This is a genomic window from Blautia acetigignens (assembly GCF_025566865.1).
Taxonomy (GTDB): domain Bacteria; phylum Bacillota; class Clostridia; order Lachnospirales; family Lachnospiraceae; genus Blautia_A; species Blautia_A acetigignens.
Map to the genome: position 1 here is coordinate 31,904 of NZ_JAOQJM010000005.1, position 14,785 is coordinate 46,688.

Below are 14,785 nucleotides of genomic sequence, written 5' to 3' on the forward strand. Positions count from 1 at the left end.
CCGTTAAAGTAGGTACCTCCTTCTTTTTAGAGAGTTAGCTCTTTTTCTGATATGGGAATTTGCATCTCCGGAGCATTAAGTAGTGCTGTGAAATTCTGTCTAATGATATTCAGTGTCTTCTGCTTTTTCTGCAATTCTTGTTTTTCCCGGACAGTAGCAGCTTGTTCAGATTCAAGATTTTCTATCCTCTTCTGGATTTTATTAGAGCTTGGGATTTTGGTAACACCGAGATCCTGAAGCTCTTTTTTTAGTGAATCGTGCAGTTGGTATTCTGCTTGATGTTTGGTTCGGTATGCTTTTGGATTTTTAGCAGATTTGCAATCTTCAATCACTTTTCGGCAGAGACGGTAAGAATCACAGTGTTTTTGAATGATTTTCTGTGTGCTCAGCTCACTGTTGATTTGCGTTATTCTTTGATCAGCCGCTTTAACAGAAGCATCAACATCAGAAACATGCTGTTGGAAATCTTCATAATTCAGCAGGTTATTTTCGGAAAGATAGTTGAAGGTGCGTGCCGCTTCTTTCAGGTTATTTAGTTTTGCCCATCGTTCAAATCCTTCTCGATTGCCGGTCGTAACATAAGTGGAGATATTGATATACAGGCGAGCTTCTCTGGACAGATGCCTTGGAGCTTTTATTTTGTTACGGTTTTTTGCCAAACGGATGCGGACATTTTCTTCTGAATAATAGCTTCCAAGAGATTTCATATAAGTGAAGTTTTTCTGTTCCGGTGCACAGAAGGACAGGTGTTTTCCCTGTCGGACTTCATATCCGGCTAACTGCATTTTTTGTAAAAATTCCTCATAGTTGATGGAAGTCCAGATTGCTTTATCAACTGCAACACGTAGCTTGGCTTTCCAGCTGGTGCCACGATGATATTCCATGTTCTCCTTATAACTTTTGCCTTTTTCTCCGGTTGGCATACTGGTGGCAAGTCCATTTTCATGGCAGATACGATTACTGATCCGGCAGATTTTATGGTAGCTCCGCTTATTGGAAACATACTTGTGATGATCAACAAAACTTGCTGCATTAAAGATGATGTGGTTATGGATATGATTTTTATCAACATGGGTGCTTATCACATATTCATATTTTCCTTTCAGTACTTCGTTTGCAAATTGTTGCCCTAAGCGATGGGCAGTTTCGGCATCAACTTCTCCAGGTTTAAATGACTGGATCAGATGAAATGCCAGGTTATCACCTTTGTCCATTCCATTCTTTTTTGCCATTTCTCTTGTCATAGAAAATTCAAGATCTGCAGTTTCCGGGGAACAGCCAAAACTGGAAACTAACAGTTTTTCATCTGTTTTATCTGGATTCGTGATGTAGTCCAGAGCTTTCTTGTCTGTTACTTTAATTGGGAAGATCTTAAGATACGCCATAATTCTTTCACCATCTCTTTTAATTCTTGCTTTTCTTCCGGATACAGATCACCGGTGCTGTTTACTTTTTTGGCAATCTGATTAATATTCACACCGATCTTATGCATTTCCTCATACTGTTTCTTCAGTGGAGTGGTATCGGTGTTGACGATGTAACCGTCGATTGCCATTTTACGAAGATAAGCTCCCATATTTTTTGTCTTTGATTCAATCATCTTTCTACGAATAAGCTTTTTTTCTTCTGGGGAAACACAAAACAAAATCTGTATATTTCTTTTTCTCTTTGCCATAGGCAGATTCTCCTTTCTTTGGTTCTTCGAAGTAGTGACTTCTGTGTTTTTAATTTAGGGCAGGGTTCCCTAAATTGCTGGTTTTCCGGAAGTGTATATACACTTCCTGTCCTTGCTATTTACCGGTGGCACAGCCGCCGGAAGAGAGTCTTAAAAAAGAACCCTCTATAAATAAGGTACTGAGAGAAGAAAAAGAGGACATCGAAGCTCAGAAGTATGACGCAAGCATGATTCTGTGGTATAGTAAAATCTGAATGAAAAAGAAGAAAAGAGGTCAAACCGATGTCACGGAAAAACCATAAGATGATAGATGGGAGATTACTGCAAACGAATAAGAAGTATTCCCAGTTAAAAATGAAGCAGAAAGAAAAGATTGCGGAATGGATGTTTCAGGCAACCAGAGATTATTATATGAAAAAATGTACTTTTCCGAGTGACAAACATCTGGAAGAAGTGGTGGATTCTGTTTATGAAAAAATTGAAGATGCAGAAATCTGGATTCCGTATGGAGAGGTCTTCAAGCATTATAAATCCAAACGATCGGATATCAACAAACGTGTCAGAAAATCTCTGAATGAAAAAGAAGAGAGTCAGATTGAGAAGGTCTGTTTTATGAATATGTGTATGATTCAGGATCATAAAGGGAATGTACTGGCTCTGGATAAAGTAAATGATAGCTATACCGGTACAACTTTTCCAGGCGGTCACGTAGAAGCAAATGAGATTTTTCAGAAATCTATGATTCGGGAAGTCTGGGAAGAAACAGGACTTACGGTTGAAGCACCGAAGCTTGGAGGATTATATCATTGGCATAAGAGCGGAGTGCACTATGTTATTACCTTGTATAAAGCGGATAAGTTTACCGGAGAATTAAAGAGTTCTGAGGAAGGAAGAGTTTATTGGATTCCGCTGGAAGAGTTAAAAACAAAAGAACTTGCTACAGGTATGGAACACGTTTTGCGGATTCTGGAATCAGAGAAGGTGGACGAGTGCTATATGCATCTGGAAGCAGATGGATATGTGGGAGACTTGTATTAAAGAATTACATGAGAAATGGCTGCCTGCTCATTGGAGAAAAGACAGCCATTCTTTATAAGATACATCATTCATCTATTCTGTTTTTTGCGGTTCGTTTTTGGAAGTGAAATTAATATATTTGGCACGTTGTAAAATTGAAATAACTGCATCAATGCTTTCAGGATTGGAGAAGCTCATGATAAAAGGTTCTTCTTTAAATTCCATGGGTTCGAACCCAGGATTCTGATCTGGATTCTTGAGTATATGGATGGGACGTGCACTCTGATTATAAAATGCCAGTTGTGCGGAATCTGTAGTGTTACCGATGACACCAATGCCTACATCCCCTTTTCCAAAGTCTATTCTATGTTTATTTAAGTTGATCATTTTCAAAAATCTCCTTTTTCAAAAATAGCATATTTAGTAATTTTCTATTATTCCCGAAGTAGGGATATCTTTTAAAAAGTCACTGTTGGAAGTAATCGGAGAATCTACAATCTGAACACCGCTACGTTTCATCATTCGGAATTTGAAATCAAGAAGTTCCGGTGGAACTTTCAGTTCAGCTGCAGCCTGGAAAAATGACATATCAGCGTTAAGCATCTCCAGGACATCTTCATCCTCCAGAAGATAATCAGCGGCAAAGCAATTCGCTTCATATTCACATTGTGATACTCCATCGAATAATTCAAAATCATGAAAACACTTGATCTGAAGGGTTTTCTGATGAAGGAGTGCGTGCCCAATCTCGTGGATCAGGATAATCTGCTGTATGATTTCCGGCAGATCGCTGTTAATGACGATGCAGGTCTTTCGACATTCCCGCATACAGAAGCCTTTACAACAGTTTGGATCAGTTCCAAGCGGAAGCTTCTTAACAATAATATGCATAGCGGCTGCAAGGCGGTACGGATCACTTTCCTGATATTTTGTTTTTACTTTATTAACAGTGTCTCTTATACATTTTGAACTCATAAAAACACCTCGATATTTCATAAGATAGTTTGCTACAAGTATAGAGTAGCAAAAGTGCTGTACGAAAATACGGACACCTATGAATCACTTTCCGTTTCAGTGTTTTTCTTTTTCCGTCCAAATGTCTTTTTAGCTTCCATCTTACAGGAAAGATATGCTTTGGTTACAGCTTGATAGAAAGCATCTTTTGCTTCTTCGTCAAGTTCGCCACCAGCGAAAAGAGCACGGTTGGCTTCGAGAATCTCATTGATGTCCTTGGCTCCTTTTTCACCAAGCTGTCCATTGACTTCATCAATATAATCCATTTTTTCAATTCCATAAGAAGGATCTGTAATCTCGTCATGTTTTAAATAATCATAAGAGACATTTAATGCATGAGCGAGCTTTCTCATAGTAGAGATTCGTGCGATGGTGCCGGAACTTTCATAAGCTGCGATTGCACGCTGTGATACGCCGACCAGTTCTGCAAGTTCTTTCTGCGTCAGATGATTCTGTTCTCGTTGAAATTTAATCTTGTCTGAAAAATTCATAGTGGGATCCTTTCCAAGTTTTTGAAATCGTAACTTCATCAACTTTATAAAAACTATTGACAGAGTTCATTATCACGTATAAAATACAAACAAATGTTCGTGAAGTTAGTAGAAATTATAATTCAAAAACTTCACAAAGTCAATATGAAGCAAAGAAGTTTTATTACGATTTTTAGACTGGTAGGTGAATGTTATGAGCAGGACAATTCTTCATTCAGATATGAATTGCTTTTACGCAAGTGTCGAGATGTTGCATCATCCGGAACTTGCCGGAAAGCCGATGGCAGTTGGGGGCGATCCGGAAGCAAGACATGGAATTGTGCTGACTGCGAATTATATTGCAAAGCGAGCCGGAGTAAAAACAGGTATGGCATTGTGGCAGGCAAGGCAGGTTTGCCCGGAAATAATTTTTGTACCGCCTCGCATGGATCTTTATTTGAGGTTTTCCAGAATGGCACAGGAGATTTACAGTGAATACACAGATCAGAGAGAACCATTTGGGATTGATGAAAGCTGGCTGGATGTAACTGCCAGCACTTCTGTCAAGGGAGACGGAATGAAGATTGCAAAAGAGATCAGCAGTCGGATTAAATATGAACTAGGTGTTACCGTAAGTATTGGTGTTTCCTGGAATAAGATATTTGCAAAGCTCGGTTCTGATTATAAAAAGCCAGATGCCATTACAGAGTTTTCCAAAGACAATTACAAGGATATTGCATGGAAACTTCCAGTAGGAGATTTACTTATGGTCGGACGAAGTACTGAACGGACGATGAAGAAACTTGGCATTTGTACGATTGGAGATTTGGCAGGAGCAGAATCTTCTATATTAGAAACATATCTTGGAAAGATGGGATTGGTACTTCATACCTTTGCAAATGGATGGGATGAAACTCCAGTTTCGGTAGAAGGATATAAAGCACCAATCAAGTCTATCGGGAACAGCACAACAACGCCAAGAGATCTTGTTAGTGAATTGGATGTCAAGATTATTTTGATGGCTCTTTCAGAGAGTGTAGGAGCCAGGCTGCGTGAAAATGGTTTTCAATGCAGGACAGTAGAAATCTCGATTCGGGATAATGGTCTGTATCATTTCACGAGACAGTGCAAGCTGGACAGGGCAAGTAATCTTACAGAAGAAATTGCCAGAACTGCATTTGAGTTATTTCAGAAAAATTATAACTGGGAACATCCGATTCGTAGTCTTGGTGTTCGAGGATGTGATCTGGTATCAGAAGAGATGCCTTATCAGCTTGATTTATTTATGGATGAAACAAAAAGAGAAAAAATCAAAAAGATGGACCAGGTGGTAGATGAGATCCGTGGAAGGTTTGGCTATCAGAGTATTCAGAGAGCATTTATGTATCAGGATAAGATACTGGCACAGCTGAATGCTAAGGAACATACGGTTCATCCACAAGCATATTTTCATGGATAGGAGAGAGCAGGTGTTTTGTAATGACAGCTAAAGTGTATGTAGATGTCCTGGCGGTATTTAGCCGGGAAGGAGAATTGATCCCTACAGCGTTTGTCTGGGAAGATGGACGTAAGTATGCGATTGATAAGGTTTCAAAACCGGAGCGTTGTGCCAGTCGAAAAGCTGGTGGAACCGGATATCGTTATACCTGTCAGGTGGGCGGGAAAATCTGTCATCTGACTTATGAAGAAAATTACAGATGGTTTATGGAACGTAAATAGATTTAAATAGATTTAAAAAGTAGTATTGACACTAGCTTTACTTTTGGTATCATTGGAAATGTGGTAGTGATGATGTGAGCTTTAAAATGAGGTAGATAATATGAGATGTCAGGTTTACATTCCAAAGGAACTGGAAGAGGTGTTGTTAAATGATGCTAAAAAAGCAGGTGTTAATGTATCAGAAATTATTATTAGAATATTGAAAAAAAATTATAAAACAAAGAATAGCGAAACACTAGATTATATTGCACTTAAAGATATTGTTTTTAAAGAAATAGAAGAATATATTTCAACATTAAATATCAATGATGAATTCGAGTTATATGATGCATCTGAAACATTTCGCAATATTCCGATGACAAAAGAGGGGAAGCCTAATGTTAATCGGGCAAAGCTTGGTAGATTGTTTGGTCAGTCTATTGGCAAAAAACCATTTGAAAATGTGGAAAGAGTTTATATTGCAAACGGTAATGTTAAGAAATCAAGATACAATAAAGCTACAATGTTTAAACGAACAAAATAGTTGTAATACAAAATATTGTAACGTGCTCCAAAGGGAGCCCTGAATCAGGGCCCCCTTTGGAGAGATAGATATTCGATGAGAACATCAGCAGTCGGGGATACATCCTTTCCCGTGAGAACCGATTGCTTTCAATAGATCATACAGTTGCCGGTCAGCCAGAAATAGAAGCTATCCCACAGCGGATATTTCTGCGGAATCTGCATGAAGAGATGTTAGGACAGTGACAGACTGTGAATGGAACAAACAATACAATGATTGGTCTGGCCGCGGAAGCGGTCGGGAAGGAGGACAATTATGCAGAGAATACAGGATATGTTTATCAATATGGAAGAAGTGGCAGAGGATGCTTATAAGAATACGGAATTATTGCTGAGTCAGTATACCAAGGTAATGTTCCGTATTGAGAAGAATCTTGTGGATATAGATTATGAAATGTATGCAGAAGAAGGGAAGCATCTGAAGGAAATGTTATATGATCTGGTAGATTTCGATGCGACTGCAGAGAAACGCAGAATTCAGGAAAAGCTTCTGAATAATGATATGAATCTCTGTTTGCTGGAAATAATGAGAGATTCCCTGATAGCTTTGAGGGATTATCCAAAGAATGGACAGCTGTATTATCGGCTTTTGAAATATAGATATTTTGAAGCAGGAAATACCAATGAAGATGTGATGCTGATGCTGGATGATATGCCAAGCACCACTTACTATCGAAACCGTAAGAAAGCAATCCGGTTGTATGCAACAATGCTCTGGGCATTTACACGACCGGAAAAGATACAGAATAAGATGGAGGAAATAAACTGGAAGAAAAGTGGAAGTAAAGTGGCAGTGAACTGACAGTAAACTGGCATGTGAATGGTATTACAATGAAAATACGTGCATGTTAGAATTGATATGCTGAGAGAAATAGACCTTCGCAGACGTAATGTTTGCGGAGGTTTTTCTTTTCTCAAATTATAAGGCGTCAGGCTGTGCCCGGAAGGGCATGGCCTTTTTTTATACCCAAAAACAGGTTGCAGATTTGAAAAAGCTTCCTTTTTAACAGGTAGATGCCGGAAAGGAAGAGCATATCAAGATGCAGGGAAGAGGCAGGCATTATGCCAGATATCCATGATTTTCGATTTGTCACAAATCAACAAAAACGACAAATCGGAGGAACAATCATGGAAAAAAGAAAATACACATTTTACGACAGATACCAGAAGGTGAAATACGCTAATATTACTGCAGAGGAGCTGGAAGTTCTTAATATTTCTTATAATAAGGAACATTATATGTTCGATCAGCAGCATCAGAGAAATAATACAGTATTATTTTGTGGATTAGAATCAGAGAACGGTTGTGCGACAGACTTTATCGCAGATAGTGGACGTGATATTGCATCGGATATCACAACTGAGATCTTCTTCAAAGAACTCTTCAGTGATCTGACAGAGAAAGAAAAGAAAATCGTGAGCGATTATTTTATCATGGGAAAACAGGTTAAGGAAACAGCAGAGGAACTGGGCATCAGCACACGTCAGGTAAGTAGAGACAAGAAAAGTGCTTTGGCAAAAATGTTAAAGAGGATGAAAGCAGCTGGATATGAATCATATGCTGAGGCGGCTGGTGCATTTCTGCAGGAAAGCGATTATATTCCAACACAGATGGAAACACAGAATTCTATTATGAAGAAAAGGACCGGAGAAGTGAGACTGCCATCAGATCATAAGATGAAAAAATAAATTAGTTAAAAATTAATCATGATAATAATGTGATGATATCACAGAAAACAAATGAATTTCAGATTATAATAAAGCCACAAAAGAAAAAACAAGGAGGACTGTAAAATGTCTGCTATTAATATCAATAAAAATAATTTTCAGAATGAAATAATGGATTCCGAGAAAACCGTTCTTTTAGACTTTTGGGCTCCTTGGTGTGCTCCTTGTCGTATGGTGGCTCCTATCATAGAGGAGATAGCAAGTGAACGCCCTGATATCAAAGTTGGAAAGATCAATGTGGATGAGCAGCCAGAACTGGCAAGTAAATTTGGTATTATGAGTATTCCAACTTTGGTGGTTATGAAGAATGGGAAGATTGTAACAAAAGTTTCAGGGGCAAGACCTAAGAAGGCAATCTTAGAGATGCTTTAAGGAGGTGCGTTAATGGGATTTTTTGATTTTTTAAAACAGGCGAATATTAATCAAGGGATAGAGGAATATAAAAAGACTGCTGGTGCAGTTCTGCTGGATGTTCGTACGCCGCAGGAATATCAGGAAGGGCATATACCAGAAAGTAAAAATGTGCCATTGCAACAACTTAACAATGTTGTTTCGGTAGTGAAGAATACAGAAATACCGCTGTTTGTATACTGTTATTCCGGAGCCCGAAGTCGTCAAGCAACTGGGATGTTGCAACGAATGGGATATTCTAAAGTAAATAATATTGGTGGCATTGCTGCTTATTCAGGAAAGGTGGAAAAATAAGATGAAGGTAATAATCGTAGGCGGTGTAGCCGGAGGAGCTACAGCTGCAGCAAGAATACGAAGATTGGATGAACATGCAGAAATTATTGTGTTTGAAAGATCCGGATACATATCCTATGCGAATTGTGGGCTTCCATATTATATCGGAGACGTGATCACAGACCCGGAAGAACTTACACTACAGACACCAGAGAGTTTTTTTAAACGATTCCGTATTAACATGAAAATTCATCATGAAGTTATCTCCATACATCCGGAACGAAAAACGGTTTCAGTGAAAAATTTAGAGAATGGTGAGATATTTGAAGAAAACTATGATAAGCTGATCCTCTCTCCAGGTGCAAAGCCAACACAGCCGAGACTTCCCGGAGTAGGTATGGATAAACTTTTTACACTTCGTACTGTAGAAGACACTTTTCGGATAAAGGAATATATAAATAAGAATCATCCAAAATCGGCTGTATTGGCAGGTGGCGGTTTTATTGGTCTGGAACTGGCAGAAAATTTGAGGGAGCTTGGCATGGATGTTACAATTGTCCAGCGGCCTAAGCAGCTGATGAACCCATTTGACCCGGATATGGCATCCATGATCCATAATGAAATGAGAAAGCATGGGATAAAACTGGTACTGGGCTATACAGTAGAAGGATTTAAAGAAAAGGACAATGGAGTAGAGGTTCTATTAAAAGATAATCCATCCCTTCAGGCTGATATGGTGGTGCTGGCAATCGGAGTTACACCAGACACAGCATTAGCAAAAGAAGCTGGTCTGGAACTTGGCATCAAGGGAAGTATCGTAGTGAATGACAGAATGGAAACTTCTGTACCGGATATTTATGCAGCAGGTGATGCAGTTCAGGTAAAACATTATGTTACGGGTGATGATGCGCTGATCTCTTTGGCCGGACCAGCCAACAAGCAGGGCAGGATCATCGCTGATAATATTTGTGGTGGTGACAGCCGTTACCTGGGCAGTCAGGGAAGCTCCGTTATCAAAGTATTTGATATGACAGCAGCCACTACAGGTATCAATGAAACCAATGCCAAAAAGTCAGGATTAGATGTAGATACAGTAATTCTTTCTCCTATGAGTCATGCCGGTTACTATCCTGGTGGAAAAGTGATGACCATGAAGGTGGTTTTTGAAAAAGAGACTTATCGTTTGCTTGGTGCTCAGATTATTGGATATGAAGGAGTTGATAAACGTATTGATGTGCTGGCAACAGCAATTCATGCAGGGCTGAAGGCAACCCAGCTGAAAGATCTGGATCTTGCATATGCACCGCCGTATTCCTCTGCCAAGGATCCTGTAAATATGGCAGGATTCATGATAGACAATATAGCAAAAGGTACCTTAAAACAATGGCATCTGGAAGATATGGATAAGATTTCTAAAGATAAAAGTGTTGTATTGCTGGATGTGAGAACTGTAGGTGAGTTTAACAGGGGGCATATGGATGGATTCAGAAATATTCCTGTAGATGAACTAAGGGAACGTATCAATGAAATTGAGAAGGGAAAGCCTGTTTACTTGATATGCCAAAGTGGTCTGCGCAGCTACATTGCCAGCCGTATTCTGGAAGGAAACGGTTATGAAACATACAACTTCTCCGGTGGATTCCGCTTCTATGATGCAGTGGTTAATGACCGTGCGCTGATTGAAAGGGCATATGCATGTGGTATGGATTATTAAAAAATAATCACAATAATTTTATAATTTACTTGTAGCGTAAAAAGATCCCCCATTTATTAGAATGACTTTCACAATTCTGATAAATGGAGGATTCTTTAGATGTCATAGAAAAACAGTTTTATGATCTTTGTAGTGTTTCCAGTCTTTTCGAATCAAGGATGGTGATTTTGCCGCGTGAGAGTTTGACGAGACCCTCGCCCTGAAAGTATCGAAGCATTCGAGTGATCACTTCCCTGTGGGAACCAAGATGGTTTGCGATAGTTTCGTGAGTGATTTTCAGTTCATTTGTTCCTTCGATAGAGGTCTCTTCTAAAAGAAATGAAGCAACACGCTTATCCAAACTCTTCCACATGATCTGTTCAATCAGCCACATGACATCAGAAAAACGGCTAGCCATTAATTCATTGGTATAGTTTGCGACGGGAGCCGATTCCTTCATGATGTCCTTATAGATTTCAGCAGGGATGATCCAAAGATCAGTATCTTTTTCTGCTTCAATGGTTACTTCAAATTGAATGGACTGCATGATACATGAGGCGGATAAAAGACACATATCCATATCGAACAGGCGGTAAAGTGTAATTTCTCGTCCTTCATCTGAAAGTATGTAAGTTCGAAGCTGCCCGGATTTAACCAGTAATAATCCAGTACAATCCAGGTTTCCGTTGTGAATGATCGTTCCTTTTTTTACATCCCGTGTAATCAAATTGTCTGAAATTACTTTTTTCTGTGCTGTATTTAAGTCATTCCATAGTGGAAAATAATTTTCGAAGCTCATAACAGTTATCTCCTTTACGAACATAGTATACTTACTTTTTTTAGATGCGTCAATTACATAATTGACATATGCCATAAATAAAAATATACTGACTATAGTACATGACTGTTGTGAATATGAGGGAGGGATAAATAATGCAGGGAGATGTCAGTTTTACATTTTTGGACCGAATTGAAGAAGTAGAACTGAATATTGTAGATAGACGATGGCAGTCTGCACTGGCATTGGCATTGACTTTGCCAGATATTTGCGGAGGTATTGCTTTCCCGGAAATTGTTAAACATTATCGAGATGGCCGGGTTATGCTGGATCGGCAAAAGAATCCGACCCGTGATGTGGGAACCCAGTATATTCGCTGGTTTGATGAATATGCAGGGGACTACTTTAAACTATCTCAATCCGATGAAAAGCCATATATTTGCGGAGAACGCTGTTGGCAGCTTCGATGTGAATATCTTCATCAAAATAAAGGATTTTTGAATGATGAAAATAATATACGCTTTCATCTTGGACTAAACTGTGGAATGTCAGTTTGTCAGTTGGAAAGTATGAACATACAGGAGAACGGAAACGATATTCGTATAGACATAGAACAGTTTTGTCTGAGGATGTGCAAGGCAGCAAAGAATTATTATGATAAAGTTCATTTGGAAAAAGACTTTAGTCTCTATAATACACCAGTTTTGGATTTTATTCAGGTAACACAAAAAAAGAAAGCTGCTTCTATTATTGCACTGGTCTGTGGCAGTGAACGTTATGCAAAAGGATTAAAAGAAACATTGCAATTTATTTCAGATCAGATCATGCTGTTTTACACACCGGAAAGTGCTAAAACAAGATTAGGCAGACATAAGCCGGATCTTTGGATTGTTACCGAAGATATGACGAGCCAACCGAATCAGCCATGGCGTGCGGACAGGACAACACCTGTAATTTTAATCACAGGCAATCCTGATGCTGTTGAAATTAAAAAGAATTCAGGAAAACTAACTGTTCTTTCTATGCCATTATCAATAGTTGATTTGCGGAAAACCGTCGAAATATATGTGTCGTGAGGAGAAGTTTATGCTGTACATAATACTATTATTTGTATTTGTAGTTGTAGTTGTATATTTGATGATGCTTATGCGGAGACAGAAAGAAAAGATGAGCGAAATTAAAATACAAATAGATCAACTGCAAGCACAACATGATCGATTGCAGAAAGAAAGGGATCAGTTACAAGAACGGATGAATCATCTGGAAGAGCAACGAGAACACTTGCAAATGCAAACAGACCAGGCATTTCGGAGTGCTGATGAAATCGAGAAAATTTACGATGAGATATGGAATCATGCTAATACCATTCACCTTTACTCTTCGTTAGCTGAAGAAGAAAGCAAATCTATAACAATGAAAGAAAAACAAAAAGAAATTATTCGAACAACTGAGGAAATTCTAAACATCATATATAAATATAAAGGTAATGTATAATAAAAATATGTCATTGTAATGATTAGCGTTCAAGGTAAATTCTTATGTAATAATATCACAGAAGGATTTACCTTTTTCAGGTACAATAGAGATACAAAATTTGAAAGGGGAACAAAGCATTGGCAAAAAGAATGGCAAGTGTCGATAAAAAAAGATGTGTTGTCTGCGGAGTATGTGAAAATACTTGTCCGCTGGCAGCTGTCAAAGTTTACCATGGATGTTATGCTGTGGTAGAAGAAACAGTGTGTGTAGGATGTGGAAAATGTGCAAAGTCCTGTCCGGCAGGTTGTATTGAAATGAAAGAGAGGACAGCGATGTGAAGAAAAAGAAACATTGGTATGATTATTTATGGATATGGGCGATCCTTTATTTTGCTCTCGGTTTTTTTAATATTTTGTTTGCTTGGTTTGGGATGATTGATTTCCTGTTGCCGTTAGGAATAGCGATATTCGGTGGAAATAAATTTTTCTGTAATCATTTGTGTGGACGTGGCCAGCTTTTTAGTAAGCTCGGTGGGGATTTAAAATGCTCAAGAAATAAACCAACCCCGCGATGGATGAGTTCAAAATGGTTCCGATACGGCTTTTTGATATTTTTCCTTACAATGTTTGGGAATATGGTATTTCAGACATATTTAGTTGGTGCCGGATCATCATCCTTGCGTGAAGCCATCAAATTATTCTGGACCTTCCGTGTTCCGTGGGGATGGACATACACTGCCGGAACAGTAGCTGATTGGGTGGCACAGTTTAGTTTTGGATTTTATAGTTTGATGCTTACATCTTTGTTGTTAGGGTTGATCGTAATGGTGTTATATAAGCCACGAACCTGGTGTACATTTTGTCCAATGGGAACAATGACGCAGGGTATCTGTAAATTAAAAAATAATGAAAAGAAGTAATACTATAAGGTGATTCATAAAAGGCATATGTCAAAAACATTATTGACATATGCCTTTTATAGGGCTATTATATAAGAAAAGCGAGAAAGGAGCAGTTTATGCCGAGACCAGTAAAATGCAGAAAAGTCTGTCATTTCCCCAATGTTTTAGAATTTCTTCCGGCAGATGATACTGAGAAAAAAACACCCATTGTTCTAACGGTAGATGAGTACGAGACAATCCGTCTTTTGGACAAGAAAGGTTACAGTCAGGAGCAGTGTGCAGCATCTATGCAAGTCGCAAGAACAACGGTCCAGCGAATTTACGAGATCGCCAGGAAAAAGATCGCAGATGCACTTATCGACGGGCATCCACTCAAAATTGAGGGCGGAGATTTCAGAATCTGTGACGGTCAGAGCGGCAACTGCAGCTTTGGAGGATGTTACAAACAGGAAATTTACAAAAAATATGCAGCAGAAAAAGGAGAAGGTATCATGAGAATAGCAGTAACATATGAAAATGGACAGATTTTCCAGCACTTTGGACACACAGAGACATTTAAGATTTACGATGTAGAGGAAGGAAAAGTAGTACATTCAGAAGTAGTAGATACGAATGGAAGTGGACATGGCGCATTGGCAGGAGTTCTTAATGCATTGAATGCAGACGTTTTGATTTGTGGCGGAATTGGAGGCGGCGCACAGACAGCGTTAGCGGCAGCAGGCATCAAGCTTTTCGGAGGAGTTTCCGGAGATGCGGATGAAGCAGTAGAAGCTTTTATCAATGAAACACTTGAGTATAATCCGGATGTGAAATGTTCTCATCATGAGCACAACCACGGGGAAGGACATACATGTGGCGAGCATGGATGTGGAAGCCACAGTTGTCATTAAGAAGTGAGATTGCCATCGGATCATAAGATGAAAAAATAAAAGGTATTGATCTATAAAGAGGGAACCCGCATCATCAAATTTGCTTGTGATGTCGGGTTCTCTTTTTATTTGCATAATGATATACTTTTATTGTGGTTAGAAAAATAAAGCATGTACAAAACTCATAGGAGAAAGATGTA

At 38.9% G+C, this 14,785-nt stretch carries 20 protein-coding genes; 14 read left to right on the forward strand and 6 right to left on the reverse strand.

The annotated features are described in order from the left end of the window. Nucleotides 1–26 precede the first annotated feature (26 nt). Entirely contained in the window at nucleotides 27–1,385 is a 1,359-nt protein-coding gene (locus OCV70_RS07750) for a relaxase/mobilization nuclease domain-containing protein (RefSeq protein WP_114001569.1), read from the reverse strand. After that, nucleotides 1,352–1,675 carry a MobC family plasmid mobilization relaxosome protein gene (locus tag OCV70_RS07755; RefSeq protein WP_026650133.1) on the reverse strand — a complete coding sequence of 108 codons (324 nt, stop codon included), beginning with the start codon at nucleotides 1,673–1,675 and terminating at the stop codon, nucleotides 1,352–1,354. Before OCV70_RS07755 ends, OCV70_RS07750 begins: the two co-directional genes overlap by 34 nt. Nucleotides 1,676–1,957: 282 nt before the next feature. Here OCV70_RS07755 and OCV70_RS07760 point away from each other — a divergent pair, with 282 nt between their 5' ends. Then, nucleotides 1,958–2,713: an 8-oxo-dGTP diphosphatase gene (locus OCV70_RS07760; protein WP_049946956.1), complete on the forward strand. Its 756-nt coding sequence runs from the start codon at nucleotides 1,958–1,960 to the stop codon at nucleotides 2,711–2,713. Between the two features lie 72 nt (nucleotides 2,714–2,785). Here OCV70_RS07760 and OCV70_RS07765 read toward each other — a convergent pair whose 3' ends face one another. From OCV70_RS07765 to OCV70_RS07775, 3 genes are all read right to left on the reverse strand, one after another. Further along, entirely contained in the window at nucleotides 2,786–3,079 is a 294-nt protein-coding gene (locus OCV70_RS07765) for a hypothetical protein (protein ID WP_026650130.1), read from the reverse strand. A 33-nt stretch (nucleotides 3,080–3,112) separates the two neighbouring features. Continuing rightward, entirely contained in the window at nucleotides 3,113–3,667 is a 555-nt protein-coding gene (locus tag OCV70_RS07770; RefSeq protein WP_055182584.1) for an ImmA/IrrE family metallo-endopeptidase, read from the reverse strand. A 77-nt stretch (nucleotides 3,668–3,744) separates the two neighbouring features. Beyond that, nucleotides 3,745–4,197, reverse strand: a complete 453-nt coding sequence (locus tag OCV70_RS07775) for a helix-turn-helix domain-containing protein (RefSeq protein WP_095906919.1) — start codon at nucleotides 4,195–4,197, stop codon at nucleotides 3,745–3,747. A gap of 193 nt (nucleotides 4,198–4,390) precedes the next feature. On the opposite strand from OCV70_RS07775, the gene dinB reads away from it, so the two are divergent. From dinB to OCV70_RS07815, 8 genes are all read left to right on the forward strand, one after another. Then, nucleotides 4,391–5,635 (forward strand): DNA polymerase IV, encoded by a 1,245-nt coding sequence (gene dinB, locus OCV70_RS07780; protein WP_095906918.1) that lies wholly within the window; start codon nucleotides 4,391–4,393, stop codon nucleotides 5,633–5,635. A 20-nt stretch (nucleotides 5,636–5,655) separates the two neighbouring features. Beyond that, the gene (locus OCV70_RS07785) at nucleotides 5,656–5,895 is read left to right on the forward strand and encodes a hypothetical protein (RefSeq protein ID WP_095906917.1); all 240 of its coding nucleotides are present in this window, start codon (nucleotides 5,656–5,658) and stop codon (nucleotides 5,893–5,895) included. A 100-nt stretch (nucleotides 5,896–5,995) separates the two neighbouring features. Then, nucleotides 5,996–6,418 carry a hypothetical protein gene (locus OCV70_RS07790; RefSeq protein ID WP_095906916.1) on the forward strand — a complete coding sequence of 141 codons (423 nt, stop codon included), beginning with the start codon at nucleotides 5,996–5,998 and terminating at the stop codon, nucleotides 6,416–6,418. Nucleotides 6,419–6,712: 294 nt separating this feature from the next. Continuing rightward, a complete protein-coding gene (locus OCV70_RS07795; RefSeq protein ID WP_026650125.1) occupies nucleotides 6,713–7,258 on the forward strand; it encodes a hypothetical protein in 546 nt (181 codons plus the stop codon). Between the two features lie 326 nt (nucleotides 7,259–7,584). Beyond that, on the forward strand, nucleotides 7,585–8,145 hold the full coding sequence (locus OCV70_RS07800) for a sigma factor-like helix-turn-helix DNA-binding protein (protein ID WP_171030321.1): 561 nt from the start codon (nucleotides 7,585–7,587) through the stop codon (nucleotides 8,143–8,145). A gap of 105 nt (nucleotides 8,146–8,250) precedes the next feature. Beyond that, nucleotides 8,251–8,556, forward strand: coding sequence for a thioredoxin (gene trxA / locus OCV70_RS07805; protein WP_028086464.1), 306 nt, complete (start codon nucleotides 8,251–8,253; stop codon nucleotides 8,554–8,556). A 12-nt stretch (nucleotides 8,557–8,568) separates the two neighbouring features. After that, nucleotides 8,569–8,889: a rhodanese-like domain-containing protein gene (locus tag OCV70_RS07810; RefSeq protein WP_028086465.1), complete on the forward strand. Its 321-nt coding sequence runs from the start codon at nucleotides 8,569–8,571 to the stop codon at nucleotides 8,887–8,889. 1 nt (nucleotide 8,890) lies between these two features. Continuing rightward, nucleotides 8,891–10,582 carry an FAD-dependent oxidoreductase gene (locus OCV70_RS07815; RefSeq protein WP_118439903.1) on the forward strand — a complete coding sequence of 564 codons (1,692 nt, stop codon included), beginning with the start codon at nucleotides 8,891–8,893 and terminating at the stop codon, nucleotides 10,580–10,582. A 118-nt stretch (nucleotides 10,583–10,700) separates the two neighbouring features. On the opposite strand, the gene OCV70_RS07820 is transcribed toward OCV70_RS07815, so the two are convergent. Beyond that, nucleotides 10,701–11,384, reverse strand: a complete 684-nt coding sequence (locus tag OCV70_RS07820; protein WP_114001566.1) for a Crp/Fnr family transcriptional regulator — start codon at nucleotides 11,382–11,384, stop codon at nucleotides 10,701–10,703. A gap of 110 nt (nucleotides 11,385–11,494) precedes the next feature. On the opposite strand from OCV70_RS07820, the gene OCV70_RS07825 reads away from it, so the two are divergent. The 5 genes from OCV70_RS07825 (at nucleotide 11,495) to OCV70_RS07845 (ending at nucleotide 14,606) form a co-directional block, all read left to right on the forward strand. After that, nucleotides 11,495–12,415, forward strand: coding sequence for a response regulator (locus OCV70_RS07825; protein WP_114001565.1), 921 nt, complete (start codon nucleotides 11,495–11,497; stop codon nucleotides 12,413–12,415). Nucleotides 12,416–12,506: 91 nt separating this feature from the next. Further along, entirely contained in the window at nucleotides 12,507–12,833 is a 327-nt protein-coding gene (locus OCV70_RS07830) for a hypothetical protein (protein WP_222891074.1), read from the forward strand. A gap of 131 nt (nucleotides 12,834–12,964) precedes the next feature. After that, nucleotides 12,965–13,153, forward strand: a complete 189-nt coding sequence (locus OCV70_RS19680) for a 4Fe-4S binding protein (protein ID WP_114001582.1) — start codon at nucleotides 12,965–12,967, stop codon at nucleotides 13,151–13,153. After that, nucleotides 13,150–13,734, forward strand: a complete 585-nt coding sequence (locus OCV70_RS07840; RefSeq protein ID WP_114001564.1) for a 4Fe-4S binding protein — start codon at nucleotides 13,150–13,152, stop codon at nucleotides 13,732–13,734. The genes OCV70_RS19680 and OCV70_RS07840 overlap by 4 nt, the downstream gene beginning before the upstream one ends. 98 nt (nucleotides 13,735–13,832) lie before the next feature. Then, entirely contained in the window at nucleotides 13,833–14,606 is a 774-nt protein-coding gene (locus tag OCV70_RS07845) for a DUF134 domain-containing protein (RefSeq protein ID WP_073106964.1), read from the forward strand. The last annotated feature ends 179 nt before the right edge of the window (nucleotides 14,607–14,785 follow it).

Coding starts and splice junctions, on each gene's coding strand:
- OCV70_RS07755 (WP_026650133.1), bottom strand. CDS start 1,675: ATGGCAAAGAGAAAAAGAAATATACAGATTTTGTTTTGTGTTTCCCCA.
- OCV70_RS07825 (WP_114001565.1), top strand. CDS start 11,495: ATGCAGGGAGATGTCAGTTTTACATTTTTGGACCGAATTGAAGAAGTA.
- OCV70_RS07770 (WP_055182584.1), bottom strand. CDS start 3,667: ATGAGTTCAAAATGTATAAGAGACACTGTTAATAAAGTAAAAACAAAA.
- OCV70_RS07775 (WP_095906919.1), bottom strand. CDS start 4,197: ATGAATTTTTCAGACAAGATTAAATTTCAACGAGAACAGAATCATCTG.
- OCV70_RS07800 (WP_171030321.1), top strand. CDS start 7,585: ATGGAAAAAAGAAAATACACATTTTACGACAGATACCAGAAGGTGAAA.
- OCV70_RS07790 (WP_095906916.1), top strand. CDS start 5,996: ATGAGATGTCAGGTTTACATTCCAAAGGAACTGGAAGAGGTGTTGTTA.
- OCV70_RS07795 (WP_026650125.1), top strand. CDS start 6,713: ATGCAGAGAATACAGGATATGTTTATCAATATGGAAGAAGTGGCAGAG.
- dinB (WP_095906918.1), top strand. CDS start 4,391: ATGAGCAGGACAATTCTTCATTCAGATATGAATTGCTTTTACGCAAGT.
- OCV70_RS07750 (WP_114001569.1), bottom strand. CDS start 1,385: ATGGCGTATCTTAAGATCTTCCCAATTAAAGTAACAGACAAGAAAGCT.
- OCV70_RS07820 (WP_114001566.1), bottom strand. CDS start 11,384: ATGTTCGTAAAGGAGATAACTGTTATGAGCTTCGAAAATTATTTTCCA.
- OCV70_RS07765 (WP_026650130.1), bottom strand. CDS start 3,079: ATGATCAACTTAAATAAACATAGAATAGACTTTGGAAAAGGGGATGTA.
- OCV70_RS07830 (WP_222891074.1), top strand. CDS start 12,507: ATGAGCGAAATTAAAATACAAATAGATCAACTGCAAGCACAACATGAT.
- OCV70_RS07785 (WP_095906917.1), top strand. CDS start 5,656: ATGACAGCTAAAGTGTATGTAGATGTCCTGGCGGTATTTAGCCGGGAA.
- OCV70_RS07760 (WP_049946956.1), top strand. CDS start 1,958: ATGTCACGGAAAAACCATAAGATGATAGATGGGAGATTACTGCAAACG.
- trxA (WP_028086464.1), top strand. CDS start 8,251: ATGTCTGCTATTAATATCAATAAAAATAATTTTCAGAATGAAATAATG.
- OCV70_RS07845 (WP_073106964.1), top strand. CDS start 13,833: ATGCCGAGACCAGTAAAATGCAGAAAAGTCTGTCATTTCCCCAATGTT.
- OCV70_RS07815 (WP_118439903.1), top strand. CDS start 8,891: ATGAAGGTAATAATCGTAGGCGGTGTAGCCGGAGGAGCTACAGCTGCA.
- OCV70_RS19680 (WP_114001582.1), top strand. CDS start 12,965: ATGGCAAGTGTCGATAAAAAAAGATGTGTTGTCTGCGGAGTATGTGAA.
- OCV70_RS07810 (WP_028086465.1), top strand. CDS start 8,569: ATGGGATTTTTTGATTTTTTAAAACAGGCGAATATTAATCAAGGGATA.